We start from the raw sequence: 23,866 nt of genomic DNA on the forward strand, positions 1-23,866 counted from the left end.
TCGATGACCGTACGTGGCGCGGGTCGCCACCGCAGCCACTTGGGGTAGGTGTCGCAGACGACGTCGAGTGGCCGGGCGTTACGACCAATATCTGGTCGAACCGTCGGGTCCCGCGGTGCTGCTCACCAGCTTGGCGAAACAATGCTCCTTGTCGAATCCTTGTGCCCGACACCAGTTGTTGGCCTGGTCGGGCCCCGGGAAGGTGGCCGCCGCCACGGTCACCCACCAGCCCTTGTAACTGAACACCGGCCACTCGTCGCTGTAGAGCAGGCGCACGTCGCTGAACCGCAGGCGCAGGGCCAAGAACTCGTCGAGAATGGCCTGGTTGTCCCAGATCCGGCCTTCCGCGTTCAACCCCGGACGTTTGGAGCTGAGCTGCGCGACCCACCGATTGTTCAGGTTGGCCAGGATGAACGCGCGGTCCGAATTGGCCTGCACCCGTAACGCATCGACGCTCGTGGCGGTGATGTTGGTGCCCGCGGGCAGGGCCGGGCCGGTCGCGGTCACCGGCGGTGCGCTCGCGCCGCCGTCCGGCACCGTCAGCGCAGGTGGCTGTCCGTTCGTCGGGCCCTTGTCGCAATCGACCAGGAAACGGTCCGAACCCGACTGCGTGGCCAGCGTGTCCGGAAGGCGGAAGAACGAGCCCGGCGGATAGGTCAGCTCCATCGTGAGGCCCTCCCCGGCGTCGTCAAGCGACGGAACCGCAATGGGCGCTTGGGAGAAGTCGAAATTCCCCGACGCGACGAGGTCGCCGCCGTCCTTGATCGTGATCCGCGTCCGCGGACCGAACAGGATATCGCCGCCGGGGCACTGGGCCGACACCTTCATCCGCACCCCGAGGCCGCCACTCGTCGTCCGGAACGACTCCGGGGTGAACACCGGCGGACTCCCGCACGCGGTCACGTACTCGTCGTCGCCGGAACCGTTGTCGCTGGTCGTGTCTCGCGTGGTACCGGGCACGATGGCGCGTGGGCCGGTGGGGGCCAGAGCGGTGATGGCATCGGCGGTCACCGTGACGATGCGATCTCCGATCGCAAAGATTCGCGGGGCCGAATTGCCGGTCGCATCCGAACGACTCCCGACCGCGGGCGCCGAGAGCGACCACACCGACGCGCCGGATGCCATGTCCACCGCCGCGAGACCCCCATTCTTCGCGATGATCACTCGCTCGCCGTCGACGACGCCGGGGCCGTCCGACAGATAACTCACGCCGTTCACAGGCTGCGTCCAGCGCTGCGCTCCCGTCGTCGTGTCGAGGGAGACGAGCTGCGCACCCGAACCCTGATCACGTGTGACGACAACGGTCTCGCGATCGTCGGCGACCAATATCTGGACATCCTGGCTCAGTGCCGAGGACGTCCACCTGGTGGTTTTGTCGTCGAGGCTCGTGAATCCGCCGCCGATCGCGACATAGCCGCGTTGCGCCGGCGTCGACACCTCGGGAATCGCAAAGTATGAACCTTCGAACGAGGTGGTCGAACCATCCGACCGAACGTGAAGGACCGGCCCCTTGCTCGGGGAGCCGGAGTTCACCGAGCCCGTGACGGCCAGCAGCGATCCATCGGGCAGTGCCGTGATCTGGGCGGTTCCGGGCTTCGACACAATCTCTCGACCGTCATCTGCCGAAACCACGACGACGTTGGCACCACCCGAGGCGACCAGCGACGTGGATGCCGTGAACCGTGACGAGTCACCGGTCGGCAAACCGTCGGGGAGGGTGAGGCTCTTCTCCCACTCGGTCCCTGACCGTGTGACCTTGGTGATGTGTAAGCCATCGCTGTCGAAATGGCGCACGAACGCGGCTCGGCCGTTGAAGGCGATTCCGTACGGCTGACTCGTCGGCAAGACGGCCGTCGCCGTGGCAGTACCGGTGCGAGTGTCGACGAAGTAGACGTTCGACGATCCATAGCACGCGATCGTGTGGTCGACGATGGCGTCTGAGCACGCACGCACCAGTTCGCTGAGTTTCCAGTTCTGACCGGTCGTCACGTTGACGCCGACCAGGTTCCGCGTGGCGTCGGTTCCGCCGTACTGAGACTGCGAGATGAGGGTCACGAGTGTGTCGCCGTCGTGCACAGCGCCGACAGCTCCGTACATGTTGGCCTCGGGCAACACCGACTGGAAGTAGCTACCGCCGACATCCTGCGGAGTCACCGTCCACGCCGCGCTGCTCGGCGCGCTCGGATAGGACCCGGTGAGTTGTCCGGCGACGAGTTCGGGCAAGTCGTCGTCGGACTCCTTCTGTTGCCAGAAGATCACACCGCCGACGACGAGGGCGATCACGCACACCAGCACGATGCCCGACACGATCCACGGTGCGCGCGAACGCTTCTGGGGCGGCGGGCCCTGCGGACCCCAATAGCCAGGTGGTGGCATGCCAGGTGGCGGGCCCTGTTGCGGCGCGATCGCCGGGAACGGCGTGGACGGCGCCATCTGGGTGGCCTGGTAGGGGCTGGCGTTGGGCGGCATGGCGTTGGGCATGGTCGCACCGATGGACGTCGGGCCGGCGGCGGCCGAACCTGGCGCACTGGGTGGTGCCGGCTGCGTGTCCTTCTGCAAGTCGATGCGATGCTGCACCGTCTTGCGCAACTCGGTCCGGTCGATCGGCTCCATGACCGTCGGAGATTCTTCGGGCGCCGGTTGATCCGGGTCGCTCGGTATCACCGTCGGATCGGCGACCGGCTCGATCGCGGTCGGCGACTCGGACATCTCCTGCCCCGGAGATTCTGGCGATTCGTCCGATGAACCCGGCCCAGGATGCGGCATCGTTCAAGTAAAGCGGCACGTCGACAACCCCGCCATCCTTCGGGCGGACCAATTCAGGTGGCCGTCCTGCCGACCCGCACGTCGAGGTCCCTGCGCGACGACTCGAACCAGACGAGAGCCAGTGCGCACAGACCCACCCAGGCAGCACCCAACAGCCAGCCAGCGAGCACGTCCGTCGTCCAGTGGACGCCGAGATAGATTCGGGTGCAGCCGATGGCGATCGACCACAGCGGAGCGATGAGCAACACCCAACGGTGTCGTCGGACCCAGTCGACGTGCCGGTAGGCGACGATGGCCAACAGGCCGAAGATCACCATGCTCATCATCGAGTGGCCCGACGGGAACGAGAACGTGTCGATGTCGACGAGCCGGTTCACCTCGGGTGGGCGCGGTCGGCGGAAAAGATGCTTGAGCCCCACCATGAGCAGGTAGCCGATCAGCGCGCCGGCACCGAGGAACACCGCGTCGACCGTGTACCGACGCACGGCGAGGACGATCACCACGGCAAGGGTGACCAGCGCCATCGGGAGCGTATTGCCGGTGACCGTGACGACATGCGCGACGGTGATCCACGGTTCGGAGCGGTTGTCGACCACCCACCGCGCGACCGTCTCGTCGAGGTTGGTGGGAGTGACGAACACCGCCATCTCCTCTCCCGTACGTCTGCGAACCTCGCCTTGACGGGCACTCAAGTTGAGCACAAGTGCGCCGCAAGTCCTGCCGACCACCCTATCGGGGAAACCACACCCCGAAAGGAATCTCATGAAGACTCCCCTGCTCTACCGGATCGGGCACGCCTGCGCGTCACACCCGTTCCGCGCATTGGGCGGCTTCCTCGCCGCGCTCGTCCTCGTCACGGTCCTGGCCACCGCGTTCGGCGGCGCCACCCAGGAGAACTGGGACGTGCCGGGCACCGAATCCCAGCGCGGAATCGATCTGCTCCGCGATCATGTTCCCGGCGCCGGCAACGCCGACGCACGCATCGTGCTGCACGACGACGGACCACTGGACATGCGCACCGTCGACGACCTGCGCGCTCGGCTTGCCGGCCTCGACCACGTCGCCACTGTCGACGCACCGCAGTTCAGCAGCGACCGCGACACCGCGATCATCGTCGTCGGATACGACGTGCCGGTCACCGAGCGGTCGTTGATGGGCAACGTCGAGCCGCTCGAGAAGGCCGTGCAACCCACCCGCGATGCCGGTGTGCAGGTCGAGATGAACGGCGGATTGCCCGAGACTGCCGCCGCGCCGCTGAAGGGACATGCCGAGATCATCGGAATCACGCTGGCGCTTCTCATTCTGGTGCTGGCGCTCGGCTCCGTCGTTGCCGCGGGTCTCCCGATCCTCACCGCCATCGGCGGACTCGCTGTCGGATCCGCCGCAATCACGCTGCTCGCCGCCACCATGGAGGTCAGTCCGTCGGCACCCTTGGTGGCCACCATGGTGGGCCTTGGCGTCGGCATCGACTACGCCCTGCTCGTGGTGTCCCGGCACTCGGAATTCCTACGGGCGGGCCACGATCCGGTGGAGTCGGCGGCACGCGCGGTTGCGACGGCCGGACGGTCGGCGATGTTCGCCGCGCTCACCGTGTTGATCTCGCTGATGGGGCTGCGTCTGGCCGGGCTGGCGACCTACTCGTCCTTCGGCTTCGCCACCGCGATCGCGGTGATCGCCATGCTGGCCGCCACCCTGGTCGTCGTTCCGGCGATGTGCCGACTGTGCGGTCGGCGGATGTTGCCCCGCAAGGTCCGTAAGGCAAGTGCCGCAACCGCTCCCGTGGCATCGACCGGACGGGAACCGCTGAGCGCGCGGTGGGCGGCCGCTGTCGGACGACGGCCGGTGGCCTTCGGGCTGCTCGCGGTGATCGTGATGGTCACCCTCGCCGTCCCCGCACTCGGCATGCGCACCTGGCCGCAGGACTCCGGCGCCCAGTCGACCGAGCTCACCACGCGACGCGCGCACGACATCCTGGTCGACGAGTACGGTCCCGGCGCCAACTCGCAGATCCTGATCGTCGCACCGACCGACACGGTCAGTGGCGCCGAGCTGGCCTCGGCGACAGCACGTATCACATCCATTCCGGGCGTGGCCGCGGTGTCGGCGCCGGCGATCTCCCCAGACGGTGAACTGGCCGTCATCTCCGTCACCTCGGCCTACGATCCGGCTGCGGACGGTACGCCGGAGATGCTCGCCGCAGTGCGTTCGGCCCTTCCCCAGGGCGCGATACTGACCGGTGCGACAACGTATTTCAGTGACATCTCGGACAAACTCCAGGAACGTCTGTGGGTGGTCATCGGGTTCGTCGTCGCGGCGTCGGTGCTGGCGCTGATGGTTCTCTTCCGGTCGATCGCGGTGCCGATCAAGGCAGCGTTGATGAACCTTCTCTCGGTGGTCGCCGCATACGGAGTCATCACCGCGGTGTTCCAATGGGGTTGGGGTATGCAACTTTTCGGCCTCGACCACACCGTCGCCGTGTCGAGCTGGGTGCCGATCCTCATCTTCGCGATTCTCTTCGGACTCTCGATGGACTACGAGGTCTTCCTGCTCTCCCGAATCCGGGAGGACTGGCTGGCAACCGGCGACGCCAAGGGCAGCGTGGTGCGCGGACTCGCCCGGACCGGACGCGTCATCACCAGCGCGGCGGCAATCATGGTCGCGGTGTTCCTGAGCTTCGCCACCGAAGCCGATGTGGTCCTCAAGATGCTCGGACTCGGCATGGCCACCGCCGTGCTGCTCGACGCGACGCTCATCCGCATGGTCCTGGTGCCCGCGACTATGACGCTCCTGGGCCGGTTCAACTGGTGGCTGCCGGGCTGGCTGGACCGAATCCTCCCGAACGTCGACGTCGAAGGTCATGGCCATCCGACGCCGTCCGTCGAACAGCAGACCGTGCGGCCGACCGCGACTGAAGATCCCGACGGCGAACTGCAACCGGTCTGAGTGACCACTGCGCCGTCAGCACCCCTGACCGGGTGCTGTCGGCGCAGGTCACGGGCCGCTGCGCTGCGGCTCAAGTCGCCCTCAAGTGGGCCACAAGCGACCACGCGCATGGTTGACCCAGCAACCCGAACACCCACCGATCACGCACAGAGAAAGCCACCACGATGACCACCTCCGCCCGCCCCCTCGCCTACGCGTCGCAGATCGAGACCACGGACGAGACCTACCCCGTCCAGTTGCGTCTGCCCGGGCAGGCCGCAGCGCCGGAAGGCCCGATCGACCCGTTCATGATGTACGTCGTGCACCACGCCTTCCGTCGGGATCTGGCCGATTTCGCGGCGTGCGCACCACGCACCCCGGTAGACGACCTCGACACCTGGGGAGCGCTCGCCGAGCGCTGGGCGATGTTCAGCGAGATGCTGCACCACCATCACACCGGTGAGGACGAAACGCTGTGGCCGCTGCTCTTGGGCCGGAGTTCCGACGCCGAGCAGGTGGTGCTGTACGCCATGGAAGCCGAACACGAGGTCATCGACCCTCTGCTGGCACTGTGCACCGCCGGGTTCCTGCGGATGGCCACCGACGACCCCGAATTCGGAGGCGACGAGGGCGTCCGAGCCGAACTGTCGGATGCACTCGCCCGGACTCGTGACGTGCTGTCTGCGCACCTCGCACACGAGGAGGGCGAGGCCATCGCCATCGTGCAGCGACACATGACACCCGCCGAGTGGAGTGCCTTCGAGGACAAGATGGGCGAGGGTTCGTCGCTACGGGACACGTTCCGGATGGCACCGTTCATGGTGAAGGGACTCAGCGCCGCCGATCGCGCATCCGTGTTCGCCCGAGTGCCGGCGATCTTGAAACTGATTGTGCGACTGGGTGAACCCAGCTTCCGACGTCGCGAACGCCGCGCGTTCTTCTACGATCCTCGGTGAACGAGGCGAACATGAAGTGCTCAAGACGACAGCCGAGCGCCTCCCCCTCCCCCCGCTCCCTGAGGTGCGAGCGGAGCGAGCCTCGAAGGGCTGGTGAGACGACGGTGTCATCTCGCCCGGCCTTCGAGGCTCCTCGCTAGCGCTCGTCACACCTCAGGCAGCGGATGGCAACTCCTCGCACGCGGGCAGCGGATGGCACCCTCCCGACAAGGCGCGCACCAGTCCTCAGCCGGCGAGCGCACGTCCGATCACGAGTCGCTGAATCTGGTTGGTGCCCTCGAAGATCTGGGTGATCTTGGCCTCGCGCATGTACCGCTCCACGGGGAAGTCGCGAGTGTATCCGTAGCCGCCGAAGACCTGCACCGCGTCGGTCGTCACCTTCATTGCCGCGTCGGTGGCGACGAGTTTGGCTGTTGCGGCGGCGCGCGAGTACTGCATTCCAGCGTCTCTGCGGCGGGCTGCGTCGAGGTAGGTCGCCCGCGCAGAATCCACCGCCGCCGCCATGTCGGCCAGCACGAAGGACAGCCCCTGGTGGTCGATGATCTTGCGACCGAACGTTGTTCGCTCTTGGGCATACTCGACCGCCGCGTCGAGCGCCGCCTGCGCAAGACCGGTCGCGACGGCAGCAATGCCCAGACGCCCGGAGTCCAACGCGGAGAACGCGATCGGTAGCCCCTGACCCTCGGAGCCGATCAGTCGGTCGGAGTCGATCAGCGCGTCGTCGTAGTTGGCCGCGGTCGTCGGCACAGCGTGCAGACCCATCTTGTCCTCGGGCTTGCCGAAGCTGAGCCCTGCCGTGTCGCGTGCAACCAAGAAGCACGAAATCCCTTTGGACCCTTCGCCTGTGCGGGCAAAGAGGTTGTACACGTCGGCGATCCCGCCATGAGTGATCCACGCCTTGGACCCGTTGATTCGGTATCCGTCCTCGACGGCGGTGGCTCGGCAATTGAGTGCTGCCGCATCCGATCCGGCCTGTGGCTCCGACAAACTGTAAGCACCCACCAGCCGGCCGTTCAGCAGATCGGGCAGCCAGCGTTGCTTCTGCTCGTCGGTACCGAAGTTCATCAGTGGGTGACACGCCAAACCGTGCACACTCACCGCGACGGCGACGGCTGCCCATCGGGCACCCAGTTCCTCGAGTACCTGCAGGTACACCTCATAGGGTTGACCGCCGCCATCCCACTCCACCGGGTATGGCAACCCGAGCAGGCCGGCGGCACCCAGTTCGGCGAACAAGCCGTCAGGGTAGGTCTGTGCCTTCTCGTGATCGTCGACGATCGGCGCCATCCGCTTGTCGGCGACGTCGCGAACCAGCGCGATCAGGTCACGTGCCTCGTCGCTGGGAAGCAGTCGTTCGACCGGCATTGATACCTCCAACAAGAAACTGAAATAGTACTCAAGTACTGTCTACAGTACTATGAGGTCGCCGGGCAACCGAAAGGACAGGGGGTATCCAATGACGTCCTCCGCATTCGCGACTCGTCGTCGTGCGGCGCTGTTCGACGCGATGGTCACACTCTTCCTGCGCGACGGCTTCGCTCATCTGGCCATATCCGACATCGCGGCGCAGTTGCGCTGCTCCAAATCGACGCTCTATACCCTCGCCGACAGCAAGGAACAGCTCGCGACCATGGCGGTGACCCACTTCTTTCGCGAAGCGACGACTGAGGTCGAGCAGCGCGTGGCTGCCGTCGACAATCCCCGCGAGCGCGTCATCACGTACCTACTTGCGGTCAAGGATGCGCTCGCACCTGCGTCGGCCGCGTTCATGCGGGATCTGGACGCGTTCGCGCCGACGCGGGCGCTGTACGAGATGAACACCGAGGCGGCAGCTCGACGCGTGGGTGAACTGATCGCCGACGGTGCGGCCGCAGGCGTTTTCCGCGATGTCGACCCCGTCTTTGCCGCCGATCTCGCAGCGTCGATGATGACGCGCATCCAGCGCGGCGAGGTCGCGACGGCGACCGGGCTCGACCACGCCGCCGCGTACCGCCAACTCGCGTCGATCCTCACTGCGGGGATCGACGCGGACTGACCCACCCCGCCGGCTGGGTGCGAGAGCCCCCTCCCGACGGGTGAGGCGCCGCCCTGAGGAGCGAACTTGCGAGCGTCTCGAAGGGTGCGGGCTTCGCCCTGGTGAGATGACATCGCAAGCGCACCTGGGCCTTCGAGGCTCTCGGCTAGCGCCTCGAGCACCTCAGGCAGCGGAAAACGGGCTAGCGCCTCGAGCACCTCAGGCAGCGGTACCTGGGTCAATGGCCGGCGCGCTCGAGGTGGGTGACGCCCTGATGGTCGATCCACCATCCCACGCGCGACTCGATCACAGAATCGTTGCGGCGCAACGTCACCCACAACTCGTCGTGCACTCGCACCTCACCGTGTCGCACCTCGACACCCCGCTGAGCGGCAAACCGCACCGCCTCGGGATGCGACCACGTCACGGCATCACCCGGATCCCGGATCTCGGCGGCGAAAGCCTCCGATGCGAGCGGCAAGTCCAGCACGACGCCGAGTGTCTCGGCGTCTGCAGCCTCGGCCGCTGTTCCGGCCAAGACCACAGATTCTCCCGAAACCATCTGCAGCAGATACGGTTTGTCGAGAACAACCGCGTCGGCGACCGCCGTTGCAGCCAGTGTGCGCACCCGGTCGGGCAGGTCGATGTCGGCTGGGTCGATCACCCCGGACCGACACGCGCCGACGATCGACGCGTGGACCGACACCGCGACACCGGCACTCACCTCGCGGTCGGGGTCGCCGAGGCGGTCGAGGAGTCGCGACGCCTCCGCCGCGGACGCGGGCGGAAGTTCGGCGAGCGCGCCGGCGACGGCGTCGGCCTGTGGGTGATCGAGCGGATCCAGAACCCCGACGAGAGTCTCGTCGGAGGGCGCACGGTAATCGCCGAGCGGGTGGCCGTCGATGATCGCGAACCGCCGCAACCACCACGCCGTGTACCCGTCTCGATCACCCAGCAGCTCGACGATCTCCTCGTCGTCGGCGAGCAGCGTCAACGCCGCCGCCCAGCGCTGCTCATCGACGAGGTCCAGATCACCTACCGCAGAGAGGCTTTCCGGCAGCTCGGTCAGCGAATCCCACCACATCTCCTCGTCGGGAAGGTCGTGGTCGGGGGCGGTGGGGAGTTCGTCGGAGACCACAAGGAATCCCCAGCCCACCCCGACCCTGCGCAACGTCGACGCACCGTGGCGCTGCGTCAGCTCGCGATCCACCACCCCGAAGGGATGGTCGTCGACGAGGACGGCTCCGAGAGGACTGTCGGGCAATAGCAGTTCGTCGGCAGGGCGCCACTCACCATCGGCGTCGGGCAGCGGCAGTTGCGCAAGCCAAGCCGGAAGGGCGGCGTCGGGATCGGCCGCGACCAGCGCGAGTACTTCATCCGCGAGCCCGCCGTCGGAGTCGAGGTCCGCGTCCTCGATCAGCTGCCGCAGAGCGGGATCCGACAACGCCTGTTCGACGGTCAGTTCTTGGGCACCCATACGTTCGACGAGTGGGTGACGCGCTTGCCGATCGACCATCGGCAGCCATCGCGCCGCGCCGGTGATCCGATCGGAGACAAACAAACCGCGCGCACCGACCGCCATTCGCCCGTCTGACCGCGGAACCGGCAGCGCGGCAATCTCTTCCACCTCACGGCCGGTACCCACCAGCGGGGCGAGCGCCGCATACAGGCGCTGCCACCACTGCGACGGACGCTCGACGCCCGTCAGCCGATCGGCCAGTCCGGCCAACCCCAGTTCGACGACGCCGAGCCGACCCAGCACCGATGTGCTTCCCGCGTCGGAGATGTCGGGGTGGACGAGGTCGCCGAACAGGTCGCCGAGCACGTCGGCGAGTTCGGCGGTGAGTCCGACCAGTACGACTGATCTCGATGGAACCAGATCGGCACCATCGGCGGCAGGCAACCACGACGTTCGACGCAGGTCCGCGAGCACCGCGTCGATGAGGCGCGCATCGTCGCGGTTACGCGCGAGGTGCGGCTCGGGTACCAGCCGCAGTCGGCGGCGCGGCCCGAAGAGTCTGATCAGATCGGCGTAACCCACAGCCGCAGAGGCGATATCGGCACTCGGGTGCAGGTTACGGCGGTCCGGAGTGAGTGGTAGGTCCGCAATCAGCCGGCACGGCAAACTCAGTTCGATACCCGTCGGGGTGGGCGCCCGCAGAACGTCATGCCCCGCAACGGTTGGGCCGTCGACCGGGGCGAGCCAACGGGTCGTACCGGTCGCAACCTGCAGCCAGGCCGCCGACTGCACGCCGTCCCGGGTCGGGGCGATGCGGGTCACGACCGCCCCGTCCGACGACAACTCGGGCAGACGGTGCCGATCTACCCCGAACTCCACTTCCCCCACCGAGATTCGCTGCAGAGAAGGCAGTTCCAGAAGCAAGTCGGACGCCTCGCTGATCATCGGCGCGACGAGGTTGTCCGAACCGTCGCGGAGGTAGAGGACAACTTCGGTATCGAATCCCTTGCGCGGCCGAACATCCGACGGCCACGGCAATCGAAGGAGAGGAACCTCCACCGAATCGGCCAGCCGCGCTCCGGCTTCACGAATGACCTCCTCGGTCAGCGCACGGTCGAAGACCACCGACCCGGTCGTCGACCGCATCTCGACCCGGTCGGCCACCACCGCGGTCGCCGTGAAACCCACCCCGAATCGGCCGACCTGTCTCGAATTCCTTTCCGCCACTGCGGTTGTCGGCTTCGCGGACACCCGCAACGCCGACAACGACCGCACTCCTTCGACGGTCAGCGGCGCCCCGGTGTTGGCGACGTGCAGTTCGCGCCCGGACAGCCACACCGCCAACTCTCCCGGCTCACCGGCGACCGCGGCCGCGTCCGCGGCGTTGGCCGCGAGTTCGGTCAGGAGTCGGTCGCGGTATCCGACCGTCACCAGATCGGTCTCGGCCGCGATGTCCTCGGCGAGTCGCGTCGGAGACGACCGCCAGGATTCCAGGGTTGCCGCGCGCACGGCGGCGGTGTCGAACGGGTCCGGCGCGGCGGCGGGGTTCAACCGGTCGGCAGGCTCTGCGCCGCGGCGACGATCTCGAGCGCGCCGTCGTCGTAGGCGTCGTAGGCAGGCGATCCCTCGCCGCCCTTGGGTGGCGGCACGTCCGAATGCGCCCCACATCCGTATTCCGCGGAGACCACCCGGCCGTCGGCGGCGTACTCGTTTGCACAGGCACCGAAGGCGGCGTGCAGCGCGCCACTCAGCGGAATGTAGAAGCCGCAACTGCAGCACGAGAACTGCGCAGCTCGCGCCATCTCCGACGCCGGGCCGAAATCACCGTCGTACCAACGCTGTGCGGCGTCGTCGCGGCCATCGCGGCTCAGCAGGCGCCGACGGCCCAGTCCGATCTCGCCGTCGACCTGCCCGACCTCGTCCGGGTCGGGCTCGTCGGAGGAGAACCGGAATTCGTCGCCGGTGTCGATCTGATTGGGCACCAAACGCGGGTCGTCGGGTTCGGCGGCCAACAGGTCGCCGGCCGCGAGGTCTCCCGTGCTGATGCGGTCGGCCCACGGCACCCAGGCCGGGGCGAGCAGCGCCCCGTCACCCGGTAGCAACACGAGCTCGCTCACCGTGATCTCGTCGGTGCCCGGCGCGCCCGCTAGCACCACACACCACTGCCATCCGCGGTAGCCGGCGAGGTCGGCGTCGAAGTAGTGAGCGGCCGCCCAGTCACCTTCGGCCACGCTTCGACGATGCGGTCCCGGGTGCTGACCGTCGTCGATCAGCGCATCACGGGCGACATCAACGGCGTCCAACAGCCGGGGCGAGGTGTCGCCGATTCGATCGATGTCACTGGGTTCGCTCACCTCTCCAGTGTGCAACACCATGCGGGTGTCGTACACGGGCGGCCCGCTTCAAGCGGGCAGGGCCCCGGATGAGGAAGAATCGAGGAGTGCACCGACCGAGTTCCCGACAACATGACGAGGGGCGCGGGGCCCCCGGCGGTCCGGCGAACCCCCAGTACCGACCGGCCGATGATCCTCGCCGTGCCCAGCCGCAGTATTACGGCCCCGACAACGGCAGAAGCGATCGCCCCCGAGCCGATCCCCGCGCCGATCACCCTGGTACGGCCAACTATCCGGCGCAGGAAACCACTCGTCGAGCGCGGCGCCCGGCGCCCGGTTTTGGTCCGCCGACGCCCGGCGGCCCCGGACGCCCCGCTCCCGGCCCACGCGGGCAGAACGCCTACCTGCCGCCACCGACCCACAATCCCCACCTGCCACCGCTGGACGAGCAGGATGCCACCGACCAATTGAATGACGGCAGGTCCGGCACCCGTGCGATGCCGACCTCCCCGGACAACGTCCGGATGCCCAAGAAGCTCACCGTGGTGCGCGTGGCGGCGTTGCGCGGACGCGAACTGACCGGTCGCGGCATCGACAAGATCCAGCGGGCCGCGACCGCCGACGGCGCCGACCAGTCGGGGCTCACCGCGCTGACGCTCCCGGTGATCGCGAACTTCGCGGTCGACGCGGCGATGGCCGTGGCCCTGGCGAACACGCTCTTCTTCGCTGCCGCGTCCGGTGAGTCCAAGGTCAGCGTCGGGCTCTATCTGGCGCTGACGATCGCGCCCTTCGCGTTGATCGCGCCGTTGATCGGGCCGCTGCTCGACCGGTTGCAGCGAGGACGACGCATCGCGATGGCGACGACCTTCGGGCTGCGCGTCGTGCTTGCCCTGCTGATCATGGCCAACGTCAGCTGGGACGAGGCCGCCGGGCAACTCAACTACGACCCCTGGGTCCTCTACCCGTGCGCACTGGGTCTGCTGGTGCTGTCGAAATCGTTCGGGGTGCTCAAATCCGCGGTCACGCCACGCGTGGTCCCGCCGACCATCGACCTGCCGCGAGTGAATTCACGCCTGACGATGTTCGGTCTGGTCGGCGGCACCATCATCGGCGGTGCGATCGCGGCCCTGATCGAGGTGGTCCTCGCCAAGGCATTGCCGTTCCATCTCCCCGGCGCGATGCTGTGGCTGGCGATCGTCGCGGCCGCCGGCGCCTACCTGTGCATGCGCATCCCGTCCTGGGTCGAGGTCACCGAGGGCGAGATCCCGACGACCTTCACCTATCACGGCGAACCCGCACGCTCGACGGTCCCCGAGCACGAGAGTGTGCTGGGCAGCGCCAAGGACGGTGCCAAGGGACTCGCCGCGAAGATGCGGCAACCGCTGGGCCGCAAGGTCGTCGCCGGCTTGTGGGGTAACGGCACCATCCGCATCCTGACCGGATTCCTCACCCTGTTCATCGCGTTCTACGCCAAGGCGCAGCAGACGGCAAACCCCGACGAGGGCGGGCTCACCCAGCTGCTCCTGATCGGCGCGGTCGGTGCGGCGGCGGGTGTGGGAAACGCGATCGGCAACGGTGTCGGCACTCGGCTGGAGTTGAAGAACCCACCGATGATCGTGGTGTGGTCGACCGCGGCGTGCTTCGTCGTCGCAGTGCTCGCCGCGATCTTCGGCAACGTGCCGGCCGCGTGCCTGGCCGCGCTGGTCGCGTCCGGCACCAGCGCGATCGGCAAGGTATGCCTCGACTCGTCCATCCAGGACGACCTGCCCGACGAGTCGCGCGCGTCGGCGTTCGGCCGGTCCGAAACCGTCCTCCAGTTGTCGTGGGTGTTCGGCGCCTCGCTGGGAGTACTGCTGCCGCCGTATCTGTGGCTCGGGTTCACCGTCGTGTCGGTGCTGCTCGGGATCGGGCTGTTGCAGACGATCATGACGATGCGCGGGTCGTCGCTGGTGCCGGGGCTCGGCGGCCGCCGACCGGATCACGCGATGCCGACGATGGCCTTCGCCGCGGCCAACACCGAACGAGTGCGCGCACATCCGCGCACCGAGCGCGCCTCCGGACCCGGTGCCGCACCGACCCGGCCGCACCCCAGTGCGCCGGGGACCCACCCCCGCGCGAACCACGGCGAATACCGCTGAGACCATTTGAGCGTTATGAATCTGAGCAGTGGTGAGAAGAAGGCCGTCTCGATCATCGCCGCGGTAGCGGTCGCGTTCGTCGCGGTCGTCGGGGTGTCGGTGTTCCTCCTGGTGCGTGACGCACCCGAGGAGCACGTGCCGTATCTGCACCTGAGCGTCGATGGCGATCTCCACCAAATCGAACCGGTGCGTTGGTGCGACATCTTCGTCCGGCACTGCGACCCGCCGCTCTCCGCGCCCCAGTCGCCGACCCCACAGGTCGCGGTGCCGATCGGTTCGACGGCCGCGTTGTCGGTGTCTGGCGACATCGCGGAGGGCCCCTGGGCGCTAACCCGCCTGTATTCGACGCCGAAGGGTCTCATCGAGGACGAGGGCACCTTTCAATCCGGCACGACCTTCACGGTGATGCTGCGATCACAGGCGGACCGGGTGCTGATCGGTCTGACGGTCAATCTGCCGTCGGCACTCGTCGGGCCCGACGGCACGATCGACACCGCGCGTGGCACCTTCGCCATCGACACCAAGCCGCAGGACTACGTCATCCCGCAGGTCTGAAAAGCGGCGGTCCGATCGCAGTCACCGTGCCCACAAAAAGTAGGGGAAGAAACTTCTTCCCCGGGCCTTGGAGTCCTCCCCCAGAAATTTCCCGCGGACGACTACGAACCCCGGGGAAGAAGTTTCTTCCCCTAGATTTTGCGGCAGGACGCCGACGTATCTCCCCAGTTCACAGCGTCGCTCACCGAACGCTTCGAGTCAGTGCTCGAGTTCGCGGGCGACCGCGCGTACCACTTCGGAGATCCGCTGCGCCGTCTTGCGGTCGGGGTAGCGGCCCTTGCGCAGGTCCGGTTGCACCTTGGCTTCGAGCAGGGTGATCAGATCGGCGACCATGCCGTGCAGTTCGTCGGGACTGTGCCGCTTGGTCTCCTTGCGCACTGCCTCTCGCGTGTTCTTGGCGACGCTCGGCGCCGGCTCGAGAACCTTCACGCTGAGCGCCTGCGGCCCACGCCGTCCCGCAGCCATGCCGAATTCGACACGCTGGCCCGGTTTGAGGCCCTCGACACCCTCGGGCAACGCCGAGGAGCGGACGTAGACGTCCTCGCCCTCGTCCTGCGCGAGGAATCCGAAGCCCTTGTCCGCGTCGTACCACTTCACCTTGCCGGTCGGCACCGTGCTCACCTTCATCTGATCGGATCTGTCACAACAAAAGACGCCGTCACCCATCCTCACAAGAACAAGCTCGGACCGATGAGCAAGGCGTCTGGTTTGTCCATGGTAGCCAACCGGAGATCGGGCCGTCACGGGCATTACCGGTGCGCGTACCGCTCGACGTCGGATCGCGGTTGCAGTGCATTACCGTGGAGGTATGCAACGTGCTGGATCACCACGCCTGGTCGCGATCGCCGGGGTGGTTTTCGTCATCGGCGTGCTGGCCGTCGTGGCCCTGTTCGTGACACCTCTGGTGGCCGACGGATCCACGGCACCCACCGCCGTCTACCTGCTGACGATGTGCGCACCGCTCGGTTTTGTCCTCGGCCTGGTGGCCGCGCTGCGTTCCGGGCGAAGGGTGAGGTGAGACCGTGACCGTCACACAGCACATCGGCCCGGATCTGGCGCCCGCGTCGGACGCCGCCGCCCTACGCGCCGCCTACAGTTGTTTCCCCTCCGGTGTGGTCGCGGTGTGCGCGCAGGACCCGGCCGACGCAGATTCGCGCGAACTGATCGGAATGGCCGCGAGCTCGTTCACCACGGTGTCGCTCGATCCACCGCTCGTCTCGGTCTGTGTGCAGAACACGTCGAGCACGTGGCCGCGGTTGCGCGGGGCACACGCGGTGGGGGTCAGCGTCTTTGCCGGCGACCAGTCGCTGCTGTGCCGTCAGCTCGCCGGCGCCGCCGAACATCGCTTCGACGGGATCACCCCGCTGCTCGCCGACAACGGCGCCGTCTTCGTACCGGACGCGGCCGCCCACTTGTCCTGCACCATCCACAACGAGATCCAGGCGGGCGACCACACCGTCGTCCTGCTCGAGATCGAGACCCTGCGAGCCGACCCGACCGTCGAGCCACTTGTGTTCCACGCCAGCACTTTCCGCGCGCTGGAAGCCCGTAGAGGCGACTGATGACCGCGGTCGCGCTGGGGTTACCTACGCGTCGGGTGGCGCAGCCCGCGACGTGGAACCCGCGCGAGCCCGCCCCGGTCGACGGCCCGCTCGTGGACACATTCGGCCGCGTGGCTCGTGATCTGCGGGTGTCGGTTACCGACCGGTGCAACCTGCGGTGCACCTACTGCATGCCCGCCGAGGGCCTGGACTGGATGGATACCGCCGACGTCCTGACCACCGAGGAGATGGTGCGCATCCTCACCGTCGCCGTGCGCGACCTCGGGATCGAGCGGATCCGATTCACCGGCGGTGAGCCGCTGCTGCGCCGCGACCTCGAAGAGATCATCGCGCGGGTCGCCGGGTTGCCGCAGCGACCCGAGATCGCGATGACCACCAACGGGCTCGGGCTGACCCGGCGCGCCCAAGGACTCGTCGACGCCGGACTGAGCCGTATCAACGTCTCCCTCGACACCGTCGATGCGCAGCGCTTCGCCGAGATCACCCGGCGCGACCGGCTCGACGACGTCCTCGCCGGCCTGGCCGCCGCGCACGCCGCCGGACTCGACCCTGTGAAGGTGAACGCGGTGCTCGCCGACCACACCGATCTCGCCCGGTTGCCCGACCTGCTCGAGTACTGCCTGCGCCACGGCTACGAGCTACGCATCATCGAGCAGATGCCGCTCGACGCCGACCACGCCTGGGTCCGTGGACAAATGGTGACGGCCGACGAGATCCTCGCCACGCTGAGGGGCACGTTCGACCTGCACGACGACCCGGCGCCCCGCGGCAGCGCACCGGCGGCCACGTGGATCGTCGGGGGCCGGCGGACCGCCTCGGGAAAACCGGCCCGGGTCGGCGTGATCGCGTCGGTGACGCGGCCGTTCTGTGGGGATTGTGACCGGACTCGCCTCACCGCGGACGGGTCTCTGCGCAACTGCCTGTTCGCCGAGACCGAGACCGATCTGCGCTCCGCACTGCGGACACTCCCCGACCACGAGATCGATGCAGCGATCGCCGACAGCTGGCGTGCCAACGCCTGGGCCAAGGCCGCCGGGCACTCGGTCAACACCGCCGGCTTCCGCCAGCCGTCGCGGCCGATGTCGGCGATCGGCGGTTGATCGCCCGATGCGCCTGACCGTCCGCTACTTCGCTGCCGCGCGCGCGGCGTCGGGGACCGAGCACGACGTCGTCGAGATCGACGCCGACGCCACGCTCGGCGATCTGGAGCGGTTGCTCGCGGCCGAGAAGCCTTCTCTCGCTCCGGTACTGCAGCGCTGCTCCTATCTGCGTGACGAGGTCGCACTGTGCGACCGTGCTCGACGATTGGGCACGTGCGAAGTCATCGACGTCCTGCCCCCGTTTGCCGGTGGCTGAGGCCACATTTGCGATGTGACCTTGCTCACATAACGGTAGGGTAACGAGTAGGACACGAGACGACCACTAGCGCCGTGAACTGCAATGACACCAATTTCGGGCCGAAAGTCCCGAATTCGACACCGAATTCAGCTTTACCGAGACGTGTGATTCGACCGAATGAACGACGTACTGTACGAGACGACCGCCCACGGGGGGTCACGACAAAGCAAACAGAACGATAACGTCCCGTCGGCCGCGCCGAGCCTCGCTCCGCTGACGAGACGGACCAAGAAACAGATTTCTAGGAGCGAGGACGGGGGACCCACCCTCATCCCCTGAGACCGGGCATCCACGCGGATGTCCTTGGGGTTAAGTCCACGGGGCAGCAGTCAGGCCCCGGGACCGAGCAGCCTCTCGCTCGAACCCGACAGCTGACTTCGTAGGCGCGTGGAGAGAGGAATTCGATTCATGTCCGGACGTCATCGCAAGCAGACGACCAACACGACCACCAAGACTCTCGCCAAGGTCGCTCTCACCGGAGCGGTTCTGGGCGGTGGCGCCGCACTCATGGGCACCGGTTCGGCCAGCGCGGCCACCGACGCCGAGTGGAACCAGGTCGCCCAGTGCGAGTCGGGCGGCAACTGGGCCATCAACACCGGCAACGGCTACCACGGCGGCCTGCAGTTCAGCCCGAGCACCTGGGCCGGCCACGGCGGAACCCAGTTCGCACCGACCGCCGACCAGGCCACCCGCGAGCAGCAGATCGTCGTCGCCGAGCGCGTGCTCGCCGGCCAGGGCAAGGGCGCATGGCCGAGCTGCGGTGGCCCGCTGTCGGGTCCGACCCCGCGCACCGCGCCGACCGACACCCCGAACCTCAACGCGCCGAAGCCGAAGCCCAAGACCCCGGAGTTCAACCTCTCCAGCGCGCCCGACGCGAAGACCACCGGCGATGTCGCCAACCAGGTCGACAGCTCGCTCGACGCCGCCAACGTGCGTCCCGAGGTCAAGCAGATGTGGGCCGCTGCCAAGGGCACCGGCGTCCAGCTGAGCCCCGAGCAGATCAAGCTGTTCAACCAGAACAAGCACCTGATTCCGGTGCCCTGATCGTCTGACGATCCGCCCACCCGGGCCCCTTGTCGAAGGGCCCCGCACGATGACTGATCCGTGCGGGGCCCTTTTCCATTTCTCATCGACGGTCGCGGGGTGGCGACGAAGCTCCTCGCGAGCCCGAAAAAGTAGGGGAAGGAACTTCTTCCCCTGGTCTTGGAGTCCTCCCCCAGAAAATTCTCGCGGACGACTACGAACCTCGGGGAAGAAGTTCTTCCCCTAGATTTTGCGAGCACGACCAGACGCATTTCCCCAGTTCAGCGGGTGTCGGGCGACTCGCCTTCGAGTCAGCGTCCCTCCGTCGGCGTTGCCGACGATCGTGGAGGCGGGAAGGGTTGGCGGTTGGGCCGGTGGCCAGGATCGGGCCCCTGACGGTGGTCCTCCGGGTATATCCCAGAAGCGGACGCTGACGGGCCCGATCTCAGTCACCGATTGCCGGTCGCCGCGTTCCGCCGACGGCGACGCCAGGAACATGCGCCCACAAAAAGTCGGGGAAGAAACTTCGTCCCCGACCCTTGGTGTCTTCCCCCCGAAATTTGTAGGGGACGACTGTGAACCTCGGGGAAGAAACTTCTTCCCCGAGATTTTGCGGGCACGACAGTATCGTGTTTACCCAGGTCAGAAGGCTGGTCACCGAACTCTTCGGGTCAGCGATCCGCGAATCAGGCCGACCCGACCCATTCGTCGCTGCCGTCGACAAAGAACTGATGTTTCCAGACCGGCAGTCGGGCCTTCACCTCGTCGACCAGGCGCGCGCAGATCTCGAAGGCGGCGCGACGATGATCGGCCGCGACCGCCACGATGAACGCGGCGTCGCCGACCACGAGGTCGCCAACGCGGTGCGACACCGCAACCGCACGCACCTGAGCATCTTTGACGATCTCGCCGACCACTTCATCGAGCACGTTCGGCGCGGTGGGATGCGACGAATACGAGAGCGCCGTCACTCCCCTACCGCCGTCGTGGTCGCGCACCGCACCCACGAATCCGACGATGGCTCCGGCCCGTCCGCCCGCGGCGTCGGCGACCCACGCCTCATGTTCGACCAAATCAATGGATGATTCGGCGACGGCCGTGCGGATCTGCGGCGAACTCACCGGTGGTCACCGCCGTGAATCTGGTCGATGGCGTGGTGCACGACGCCGGCCAGCACCTCCAGGCCGTCCCGGACACCACCGGTGGAGCCGGGCAGGTTCACCACGAGGGACGAGCCGGCCACGCCCGCTGTTCCTCGCGACAGCACAGCCGTCGGAACGGCCGGCAGGCCCGCGGCGCGGATGGCATCGGCGAGACCCGGAATCTCGAAGTCGAGCAGTTGCCGGGTCTCCTCGGGAGTCCGGTCGGTCGGGGTGAGACCCGTTCCGCCGGTGGTGATCACGAGGTGTGCGTCGGCGTATAGGGCCGCTCGGATCGCCTCGCCGACCGGTGGCCCGTCCGCGACGACGATGTGCTCGTCAACCACAAATCCCTGCGCAGTCAGCCATTCGGCGATGATCGGCCCGGACCGATCCAGGTATTGGCCGCGACCGGCCCGCGTCGACGCGACCACGATCCAGGCGCGCAGTTCACGGCCGGGTGCGGCGTCGTCAGACATCGTCGTCCCGCCGCCAGGTGCCCGACTTGCCACCGGTCTTCTCCAGCAGGCGGATGTTGTCCATGTGCGCGCGGCGGTCGACGGCCTTCACCATGTCGTGCAGGGTGAGGCCGGTGACAGCGACGGCGGTCAACGCTTCCATCTCGACTCCCGTCTGGCCCGACGTCGAGGCCGTAGCGGTGACCTCGATCCGATCGTCGCCGATGACGAAGTCGATCTCCACCGCGGATAACGCCAGCTGGTGGCACAGCGGGATCAGCTCGGACGTGCGTTTGGCCGCCATGATGCCCGCGATGCGGGCAGTGGCAAGGACGTCGCCCTTGGGCAGTTTGGCCTGACTGAGCAGGTCGATGACCTCGGCCGTGGTGCAGAACGTCCCACCGGCCACAGCACGCCTGTTGGTGCTCTTCTTGCCGCCCACGTCGACCATCCGGGCCGTCCCCGACTCGTCGATGTGGGTGAGGCCCGGGTCGCGGTCGGCGGAACTGGCCGACGACATCAGATCAGCGGTTGATGACCGTCTTGGCCTGCACGAACGGCAGCTCGTCCTGCGGCAGCGGGAACTCGACGTCACCGAACGGCGACAGCGCACCCGAGATGTTGGTCGCGAACTCGGAGACTGCGTGCTCGCCGTCCGCGAACGGCCAGCCGTTGTCGACGTAGCGCTTCTTGCCGGACTTGTCGGCGCCGGCTTCTTCGGTCACGGTTTCTTCGGTCACAGCCAGCATTCTGCCATGGCGCCTGCGACCGCACCGACCTCCTCGGCACCCAAAGATCGTCCAGTCCGTCCCACCCTGACCAACTGAATGAGTCAGCACCACGATCATCAGGCCATTCGGTATCGTCCCTCTCGTCCCCACCCACTTGACCAGGGAGATCGAGGTGGCGCTGAGTCCCGGAAGTCAGATCGCCGGCTATCGCGTTCTCTCGCAGCTGGGTCAGGGTGGCATGGGCGCGGTGTATCTCGTCGACAACCCGTCGCTGGAACGACGTGAGGCACTGAAGGTCATCTCGATCGCAGGCGCGGGCGACCCGAGCTTCCAGCAGCGTTTCACCAACGAGGCCAGAACCGCCGCCAAGCTGAACCATCCGAGCATCATCACGGTCCACCAGTACGGCATCGACAACGGGGCGCCGTGGTTTTCGATGAGCTACATCGAAGGGCGGGATCTTTCGGCCGAGCGTCTCCGGCCCGCCGAGGTCGCCCAGGTCGTCGGCCAGGTGGCCGACGCGCTCGACTACGCGCACCGGCACCGGGTGATCCATCGAGACATCAAGCCCGCCAACATCATCGTGACCCGGGAACCCGGCGGGGTCGAACATGGCGGGATCGAACATGGCGGGGGTGCCATCGAACGCACCGTGGTGCTCGACTTCGGAATCGCGAAACTTGCCAACACGGCGGGACTGACCGGCACCCAGGGCTTCATCGGCACACTCGCGTACTCCGCGCCCGAGGTGATCGACGGCGGCGAGGCAACACCCGCCGCGGATCAGTACTCACTAGCCGCAACGGCGTACGCGCTGCTGACCGGGCAGCCGCCACTGGTGGGCAGCACACCGTCGGCCGTGGTCATGGCGCACGTCCGCGGTGCGATCACGCCGGTCTCGCAACTGCGGCCCGACCTGGCCGCCACCGACCATGTGTTCGCGCGGGCATTTGCGCGCAACCCCGCCGACCGATTTCCGAACTGTCGCGCGTTCGCGGCCGCTCTCGGCAGCGCATTGACCGCTCAGACGCAACCGTTCACGCCCCCACCACCGCAGACTCCGCCACCGCCGACCCCGCACCACGATCGCATTTCCACTCCGCGGCCGATACCCGGCGCGCCGACGCCTCCGCCACCCGCGCGCCGTCGAACCGGCCTCATCGTCGCGTCGGTGGCCGCGGTCATCGTGCTTCTCGTGGCAGCCGGTGTCGGGGTGTTCTTCTGGAACAAGTCCCGATCGGGGTCCGACGAGACATCCACCACCGTGGCCGCGCAGAAGCTCATCGCGACTGACGGCGGAGCATCATGCGCGGCGCAGGGCGGCACGCTTCGATGCTGGGGCAACAACAATTTCGGACAACTCGGCGACGGAACGACGACCGAACGCCCCGCGCCCGTCTCACTCAGCGGTATGACCGAGATCACCGATATCAGCATCGGCGCGTTCCGCAAGTCGGACAACACCTGGCCGGCGACGACCTGCGCGGTGTCTGCCAGTAAGGCATTCTGCTGGGGCGACAACGCCTTTGGTCAAGTCGGTGACGGTCAGACCGGCACCACCGTGTCGACACCCACCCAGGTCGGCTCATTGAGCGACGTCACCGCGATCTCTACCGGCTGGGGCACCACATGTGCGATTTCAGCCGGCGAGGCATATTGCTGGGGCGACAACGACCGCGGACAGCTCGGGGCGTCGACACCCCGGACGTCGACAAGCCCTGTCAAGGTTCCCGGTCTCACCGGAGTGCGGGCCATCGCAACCGGATTCGGCACCACCTGCGCGATCGCCGACACCGGCCTGCATTGCTGGGGCGACAACCGAACAGGGCAGGTCGGAAACGGCTCGACCTCCACGGAACCAGTGGCACCGACGAAGGTCGCGCTGGACAAGGTCACCTCGGTGTCCGTCGGCGGCTACAACTACGACCCGAACACGGAAGACAGTGCGGACGGCGAGTACCGCCGCACAACATGCGCCACCGCCGACGGCAAAGCCTATTGCTGGGGTGACAACACGTACGGTCAGATCGGCGACGGCACGACCACCCAGCGCACGTCACCGACGCCCGTCAACGCACTCGACGGCGTGACGTCGATTGCCACCGGGTGGACTTCCACGTGCGCCGCCGCACAAGGCAAAGCCTATTGCTGGGGCGACAACGCCGATGGCCAGCTCGGGTTCTCGAGCGACGGGCAGGTGGCAATACCGCACGAGGTGACCGGACCGGAAGGTCTGACGACGGTGGCCGCAGGTTTCGGGACTGCCTGCGCACAATCGGACTCCGAAGTGTTGTGTTGGGGCAACAACAGCAACGGCCAAGTGGGGAACGGCAACACGACCGACCAACCCACGCCGCACAAGGTGTCCTTCTAGGGCGTGTCTCCCAATGCCACTGCGAGGGATTGGCGGAG

General features: G+C 67.3%; 21 protein-coding genes and 1 riboswitch. Of the genes, 11 read left to right on the forward strand and 10 right to left on the reverse strand.

All coding sequences use genetic code 11. The annotated features are described in order from the left end of the window. Positions 1–78 precede the first annotated feature (78 nt). A complete protein-coding gene (locus tag MKW15_RS11135) occupies positions 79–2,709 on the reverse strand; it encodes an outer membrane protein assembly factor BamB family protein (RefSeq protein WP_240857683.1) in 2,631 nt (876 codons plus the stop codon). A 110-nt stretch (positions 2,710–2,819) separates the two neighbouring features. Then, entirely contained in the window at positions 2,820–3,407 is a 588-nt protein-coding gene (locus tag MKW15_RS11140; protein ID WP_240857733.1) for a phosphatase PAP2 family protein, read from the reverse strand. Positions 3,408–3,528: 121 nt separating this feature from the next. Here MKW15_RS11140 and MKW15_RS11145 point away from each other — a divergent pair, with 121 nt between their 5' ends. Together MKW15_RS11145 and MKW15_RS11150 are read left to right on the forward strand one after the other, a co-directional pair. Then, a complete protein-coding gene (locus MKW15_RS11145) occupies positions 3,529–5,709 on the forward strand; it encodes an MMPL family transporter (RefSeq protein ID WP_240857684.1) in 2,181 nt (726 codons plus the stop codon). A gap of 164 nt (positions 5,710–5,873) precedes the next feature. Beyond that, positions 5,874–6,644 carry a hemerythrin domain-containing protein gene (locus MKW15_RS11150; protein ID WP_240857685.1) on the forward strand — a complete coding sequence of 257 codons (771 nt, stop codon included), beginning with the start codon at positions 5,874–5,876 and terminating at the stop codon, positions 6,642–6,644. A gap of 225 nt (positions 6,645–6,869) precedes the next feature. Here MKW15_RS11150 and MKW15_RS11155 read toward each other — a convergent pair whose 3' ends face one another. Next, entirely contained in the window at positions 6,870–8,009 is a 1,140-nt protein-coding gene (locus MKW15_RS11155; protein ID WP_240857686.1) for an acyl-CoA dehydrogenase family protein, read from the reverse strand. A gap of 91 nt (positions 8,010–8,100) precedes the next feature. Here MKW15_RS11155 and MKW15_RS11160 point away from each other — a divergent pair, with 91 nt between their 5' ends. Next, positions 8,101–8,679: a TetR/AcrR family transcriptional regulator gene (locus tag MKW15_RS11160; RefSeq protein WP_240857687.1), complete on the forward strand. Its 579-nt coding sequence runs from the start codon at positions 8,101–8,103 to the stop codon at positions 8,677–8,679. Between the two features lie 217 nt (positions 8,680–8,896). Here MKW15_RS11160 and MKW15_RS11165 read toward each other — a convergent pair whose 3' ends face one another. Together MKW15_RS11165 and MKW15_RS11170 are read right to left on the reverse strand one after the other, a co-directional pair. Then, positions 8,897–11,668 (reverse strand): sacsin N-terminal ATP-binding-like domain-containing protein, encoded by a 2,772-nt coding sequence (locus tag MKW15_RS11165; RefSeq protein ID WP_240857688.1) that lies wholly within the window; start codon positions 11,666–11,668, stop codon positions 8,897–8,899. Further along, complete coding sequence (locus MKW15_RS11170) at positions 11,665–12,492, reverse strand: DUF3027 domain-containing protein (RefSeq protein WP_276614846.1); 828 nt, start codon at positions 12,490–12,492, stop codon at positions 11,665–11,667. Before MKW15_RS11170 ends, MKW15_RS11165 begins: the two co-directional genes overlap by 4 nt. 65 nt (positions 12,493–12,557) lie before the next feature. Between MKW15_RS11170 and MKW15_RS11175 the strand changes: the two genes are divergently transcribed. Both MKW15_RS11175 and MKW15_RS11180 read left to right on the forward strand, forming a co-directional pair. Next, positions 12,558–14,588, forward strand: coding sequence for an MFS transporter (locus MKW15_RS11175; RefSeq protein WP_240857690.1), 2,031 nt, complete (start codon positions 12,558–12,560; stop codon positions 14,586–14,588). Between the two features lie 15 nt (positions 14,589–14,603). Next, positions 14,604–15,143, forward strand: coding sequence for a DUF2771 family protein (locus MKW15_RS11180; protein WP_240857691.1), 540 nt, complete (start codon positions 14,604–14,606; stop codon positions 15,141–15,143). Between the two features lie 198 nt (positions 15,144–15,341). Here the strand turns inward: MKW15_RS11180 and MKW15_RS11185 are convergent, their stop codons facing one another. Then, positions 15,342–15,755, reverse strand: coding sequence for a cold-shock protein (locus MKW15_RS11185; RefSeq protein ID WP_240857692.1), 414 nt, complete (start codon positions 15,753–15,755; stop codon positions 15,342–15,344). Positions 15,756–15,951: 196 nt separating this feature from the next. Between MKW15_RS11185 and MKW15_RS11190 the strand changes: the two genes are divergently transcribed. The 5 genes from MKW15_RS11190 to MKW15_RS11210 all read left to right on the forward strand — a co-directional run bounded on the left by MKW15_RS11190 (position 15,952) and on the right by MKW15_RS11210 (position 19,147). Continuing rightward, complete coding sequence (locus MKW15_RS11190; RefSeq protein ID WP_240857693.1) at positions 15,952–16,161, forward strand: hypothetical protein; 210 nt, start codon at positions 15,952–15,954, stop codon at positions 16,159–16,161. A gap of 4 nt (positions 16,162–16,165) precedes the next feature. Next, on the forward strand, positions 16,166–16,705 hold the full coding sequence (locus MKW15_RS11195; protein ID WP_240857694.1) for a flavin reductase family protein: 540 nt from the start codon (positions 16,166–16,168) through the stop codon (positions 16,703–16,705). Beyond that, positions 16,705–17,805, forward strand: a complete 1,101-nt coding sequence (gene moaA, locus MKW15_RS11200; protein ID WP_240857695.1) for a GTP 3',8-cyclase MoaA — start codon at positions 16,705–16,707, stop codon at positions 17,803–17,805. The genes MKW15_RS11195 and moaA overlap by 1 nt, the downstream gene beginning before the upstream one ends. A 7-nt stretch (positions 17,806–17,812) precedes the next feature. Then, positions 17,813–18,061 carry a MoaD/ThiS family protein gene (locus MKW15_RS11205; RefSeq protein WP_240857696.1) on the forward strand — a complete coding sequence of 83 codons (249 nt, stop codon included), beginning with the start codon at positions 17,813–17,815 and terminating at the stop codon, positions 18,059–18,061. A gap of 264 nt (positions 18,062–18,325) precedes the next feature. Next, positions 18,326–18,505, forward strand: a riboswitch (cyclic di-AMP (ydaO/yuaA leader). A 6-nt stretch (positions 18,506–18,511) separates the two neighbouring features. Further along, positions 18,512–19,147 (forward strand): transglycosylase family protein, encoded by a 636-nt coding sequence (locus MKW15_RS11210; RefSeq protein ID WP_240857697.1) that lies wholly within the window; start codon positions 18,512–18,514, stop codon positions 19,145–19,147. A gap of 665 nt (positions 19,148–19,812) precedes the next feature. On the opposite strand, the gene MKW15_RS11215 is transcribed toward MKW15_RS11210, so the two are convergent. Genes MKW15_RS11215 through MKW15_RS11230 form a run of 4 tightly spaced genes read right to left on the reverse strand, consistent with a single transcriptional unit; the run spans position 19,813 to position 21,472 of the window. Next, positions 19,813–20,247: a molybdenum cofactor biosynthesis protein MoaE gene (locus MKW15_RS11215; protein WP_240857698.1), complete on the reverse strand. Its 435-nt coding sequence runs from the start codon at positions 20,245–20,247 to the stop codon at positions 19,813–19,815. Next, on the reverse strand, positions 20,244–20,744 hold the full coding sequence (locus tag MKW15_RS11220; protein WP_240857699.1) for a MogA/MoaB family molybdenum cofactor biosynthesis protein: 501 nt from the start codon (positions 20,742–20,744) through the stop codon (positions 20,244–20,246). The genes MKW15_RS11215 and MKW15_RS11220 overlap by 4 nt, the downstream gene beginning before the upstream one ends. Then, the gene (gene moaC, locus MKW15_RS11225; RefSeq protein WP_240857700.1) at positions 20,737–21,243 is read right to left on the reverse strand and encodes a cyclic pyranopterin monophosphate synthase MoaC; all 507 of its coding nucleotides are present in this window, start codon (positions 21,241–21,243) and stop codon (positions 20,737–20,739) included. The genes MKW15_RS11220 and moaC overlap by 8 nt, the downstream gene beginning before the upstream one ends. Positions 21,244–21,247: 4 nt before the next feature. After that, entirely contained in the window at positions 21,248–21,472 is a 225-nt protein-coding gene (locus MKW15_RS11230) for a hypothetical protein (RefSeq protein ID WP_240857701.1), read from the reverse strand. 154 nt (positions 21,473–21,626) lie between these two features. On the opposite strand from MKW15_RS11230, the gene MKW15_RS11235 reads away from it, so the two are divergent. Further along, positions 21,627–23,828 (forward strand): protein kinase domain-containing protein, encoded by a 2,202-nt coding sequence (locus tag MKW15_RS11235; protein WP_240857702.1) that lies wholly within the window; start codon positions 21,627–21,629, stop codon positions 23,826–23,828. The last annotated feature ends 38 nt before the right edge of the window (positions 23,829–23,866 follow it).

The organism is Gordonia gummivorans, from assembly GCF_022513585.1.
Lineage (GTDB): Bacteria > Actinomycetota > Actinomycetes > Mycobacteriales > Mycobacteriaceae > Gordonia.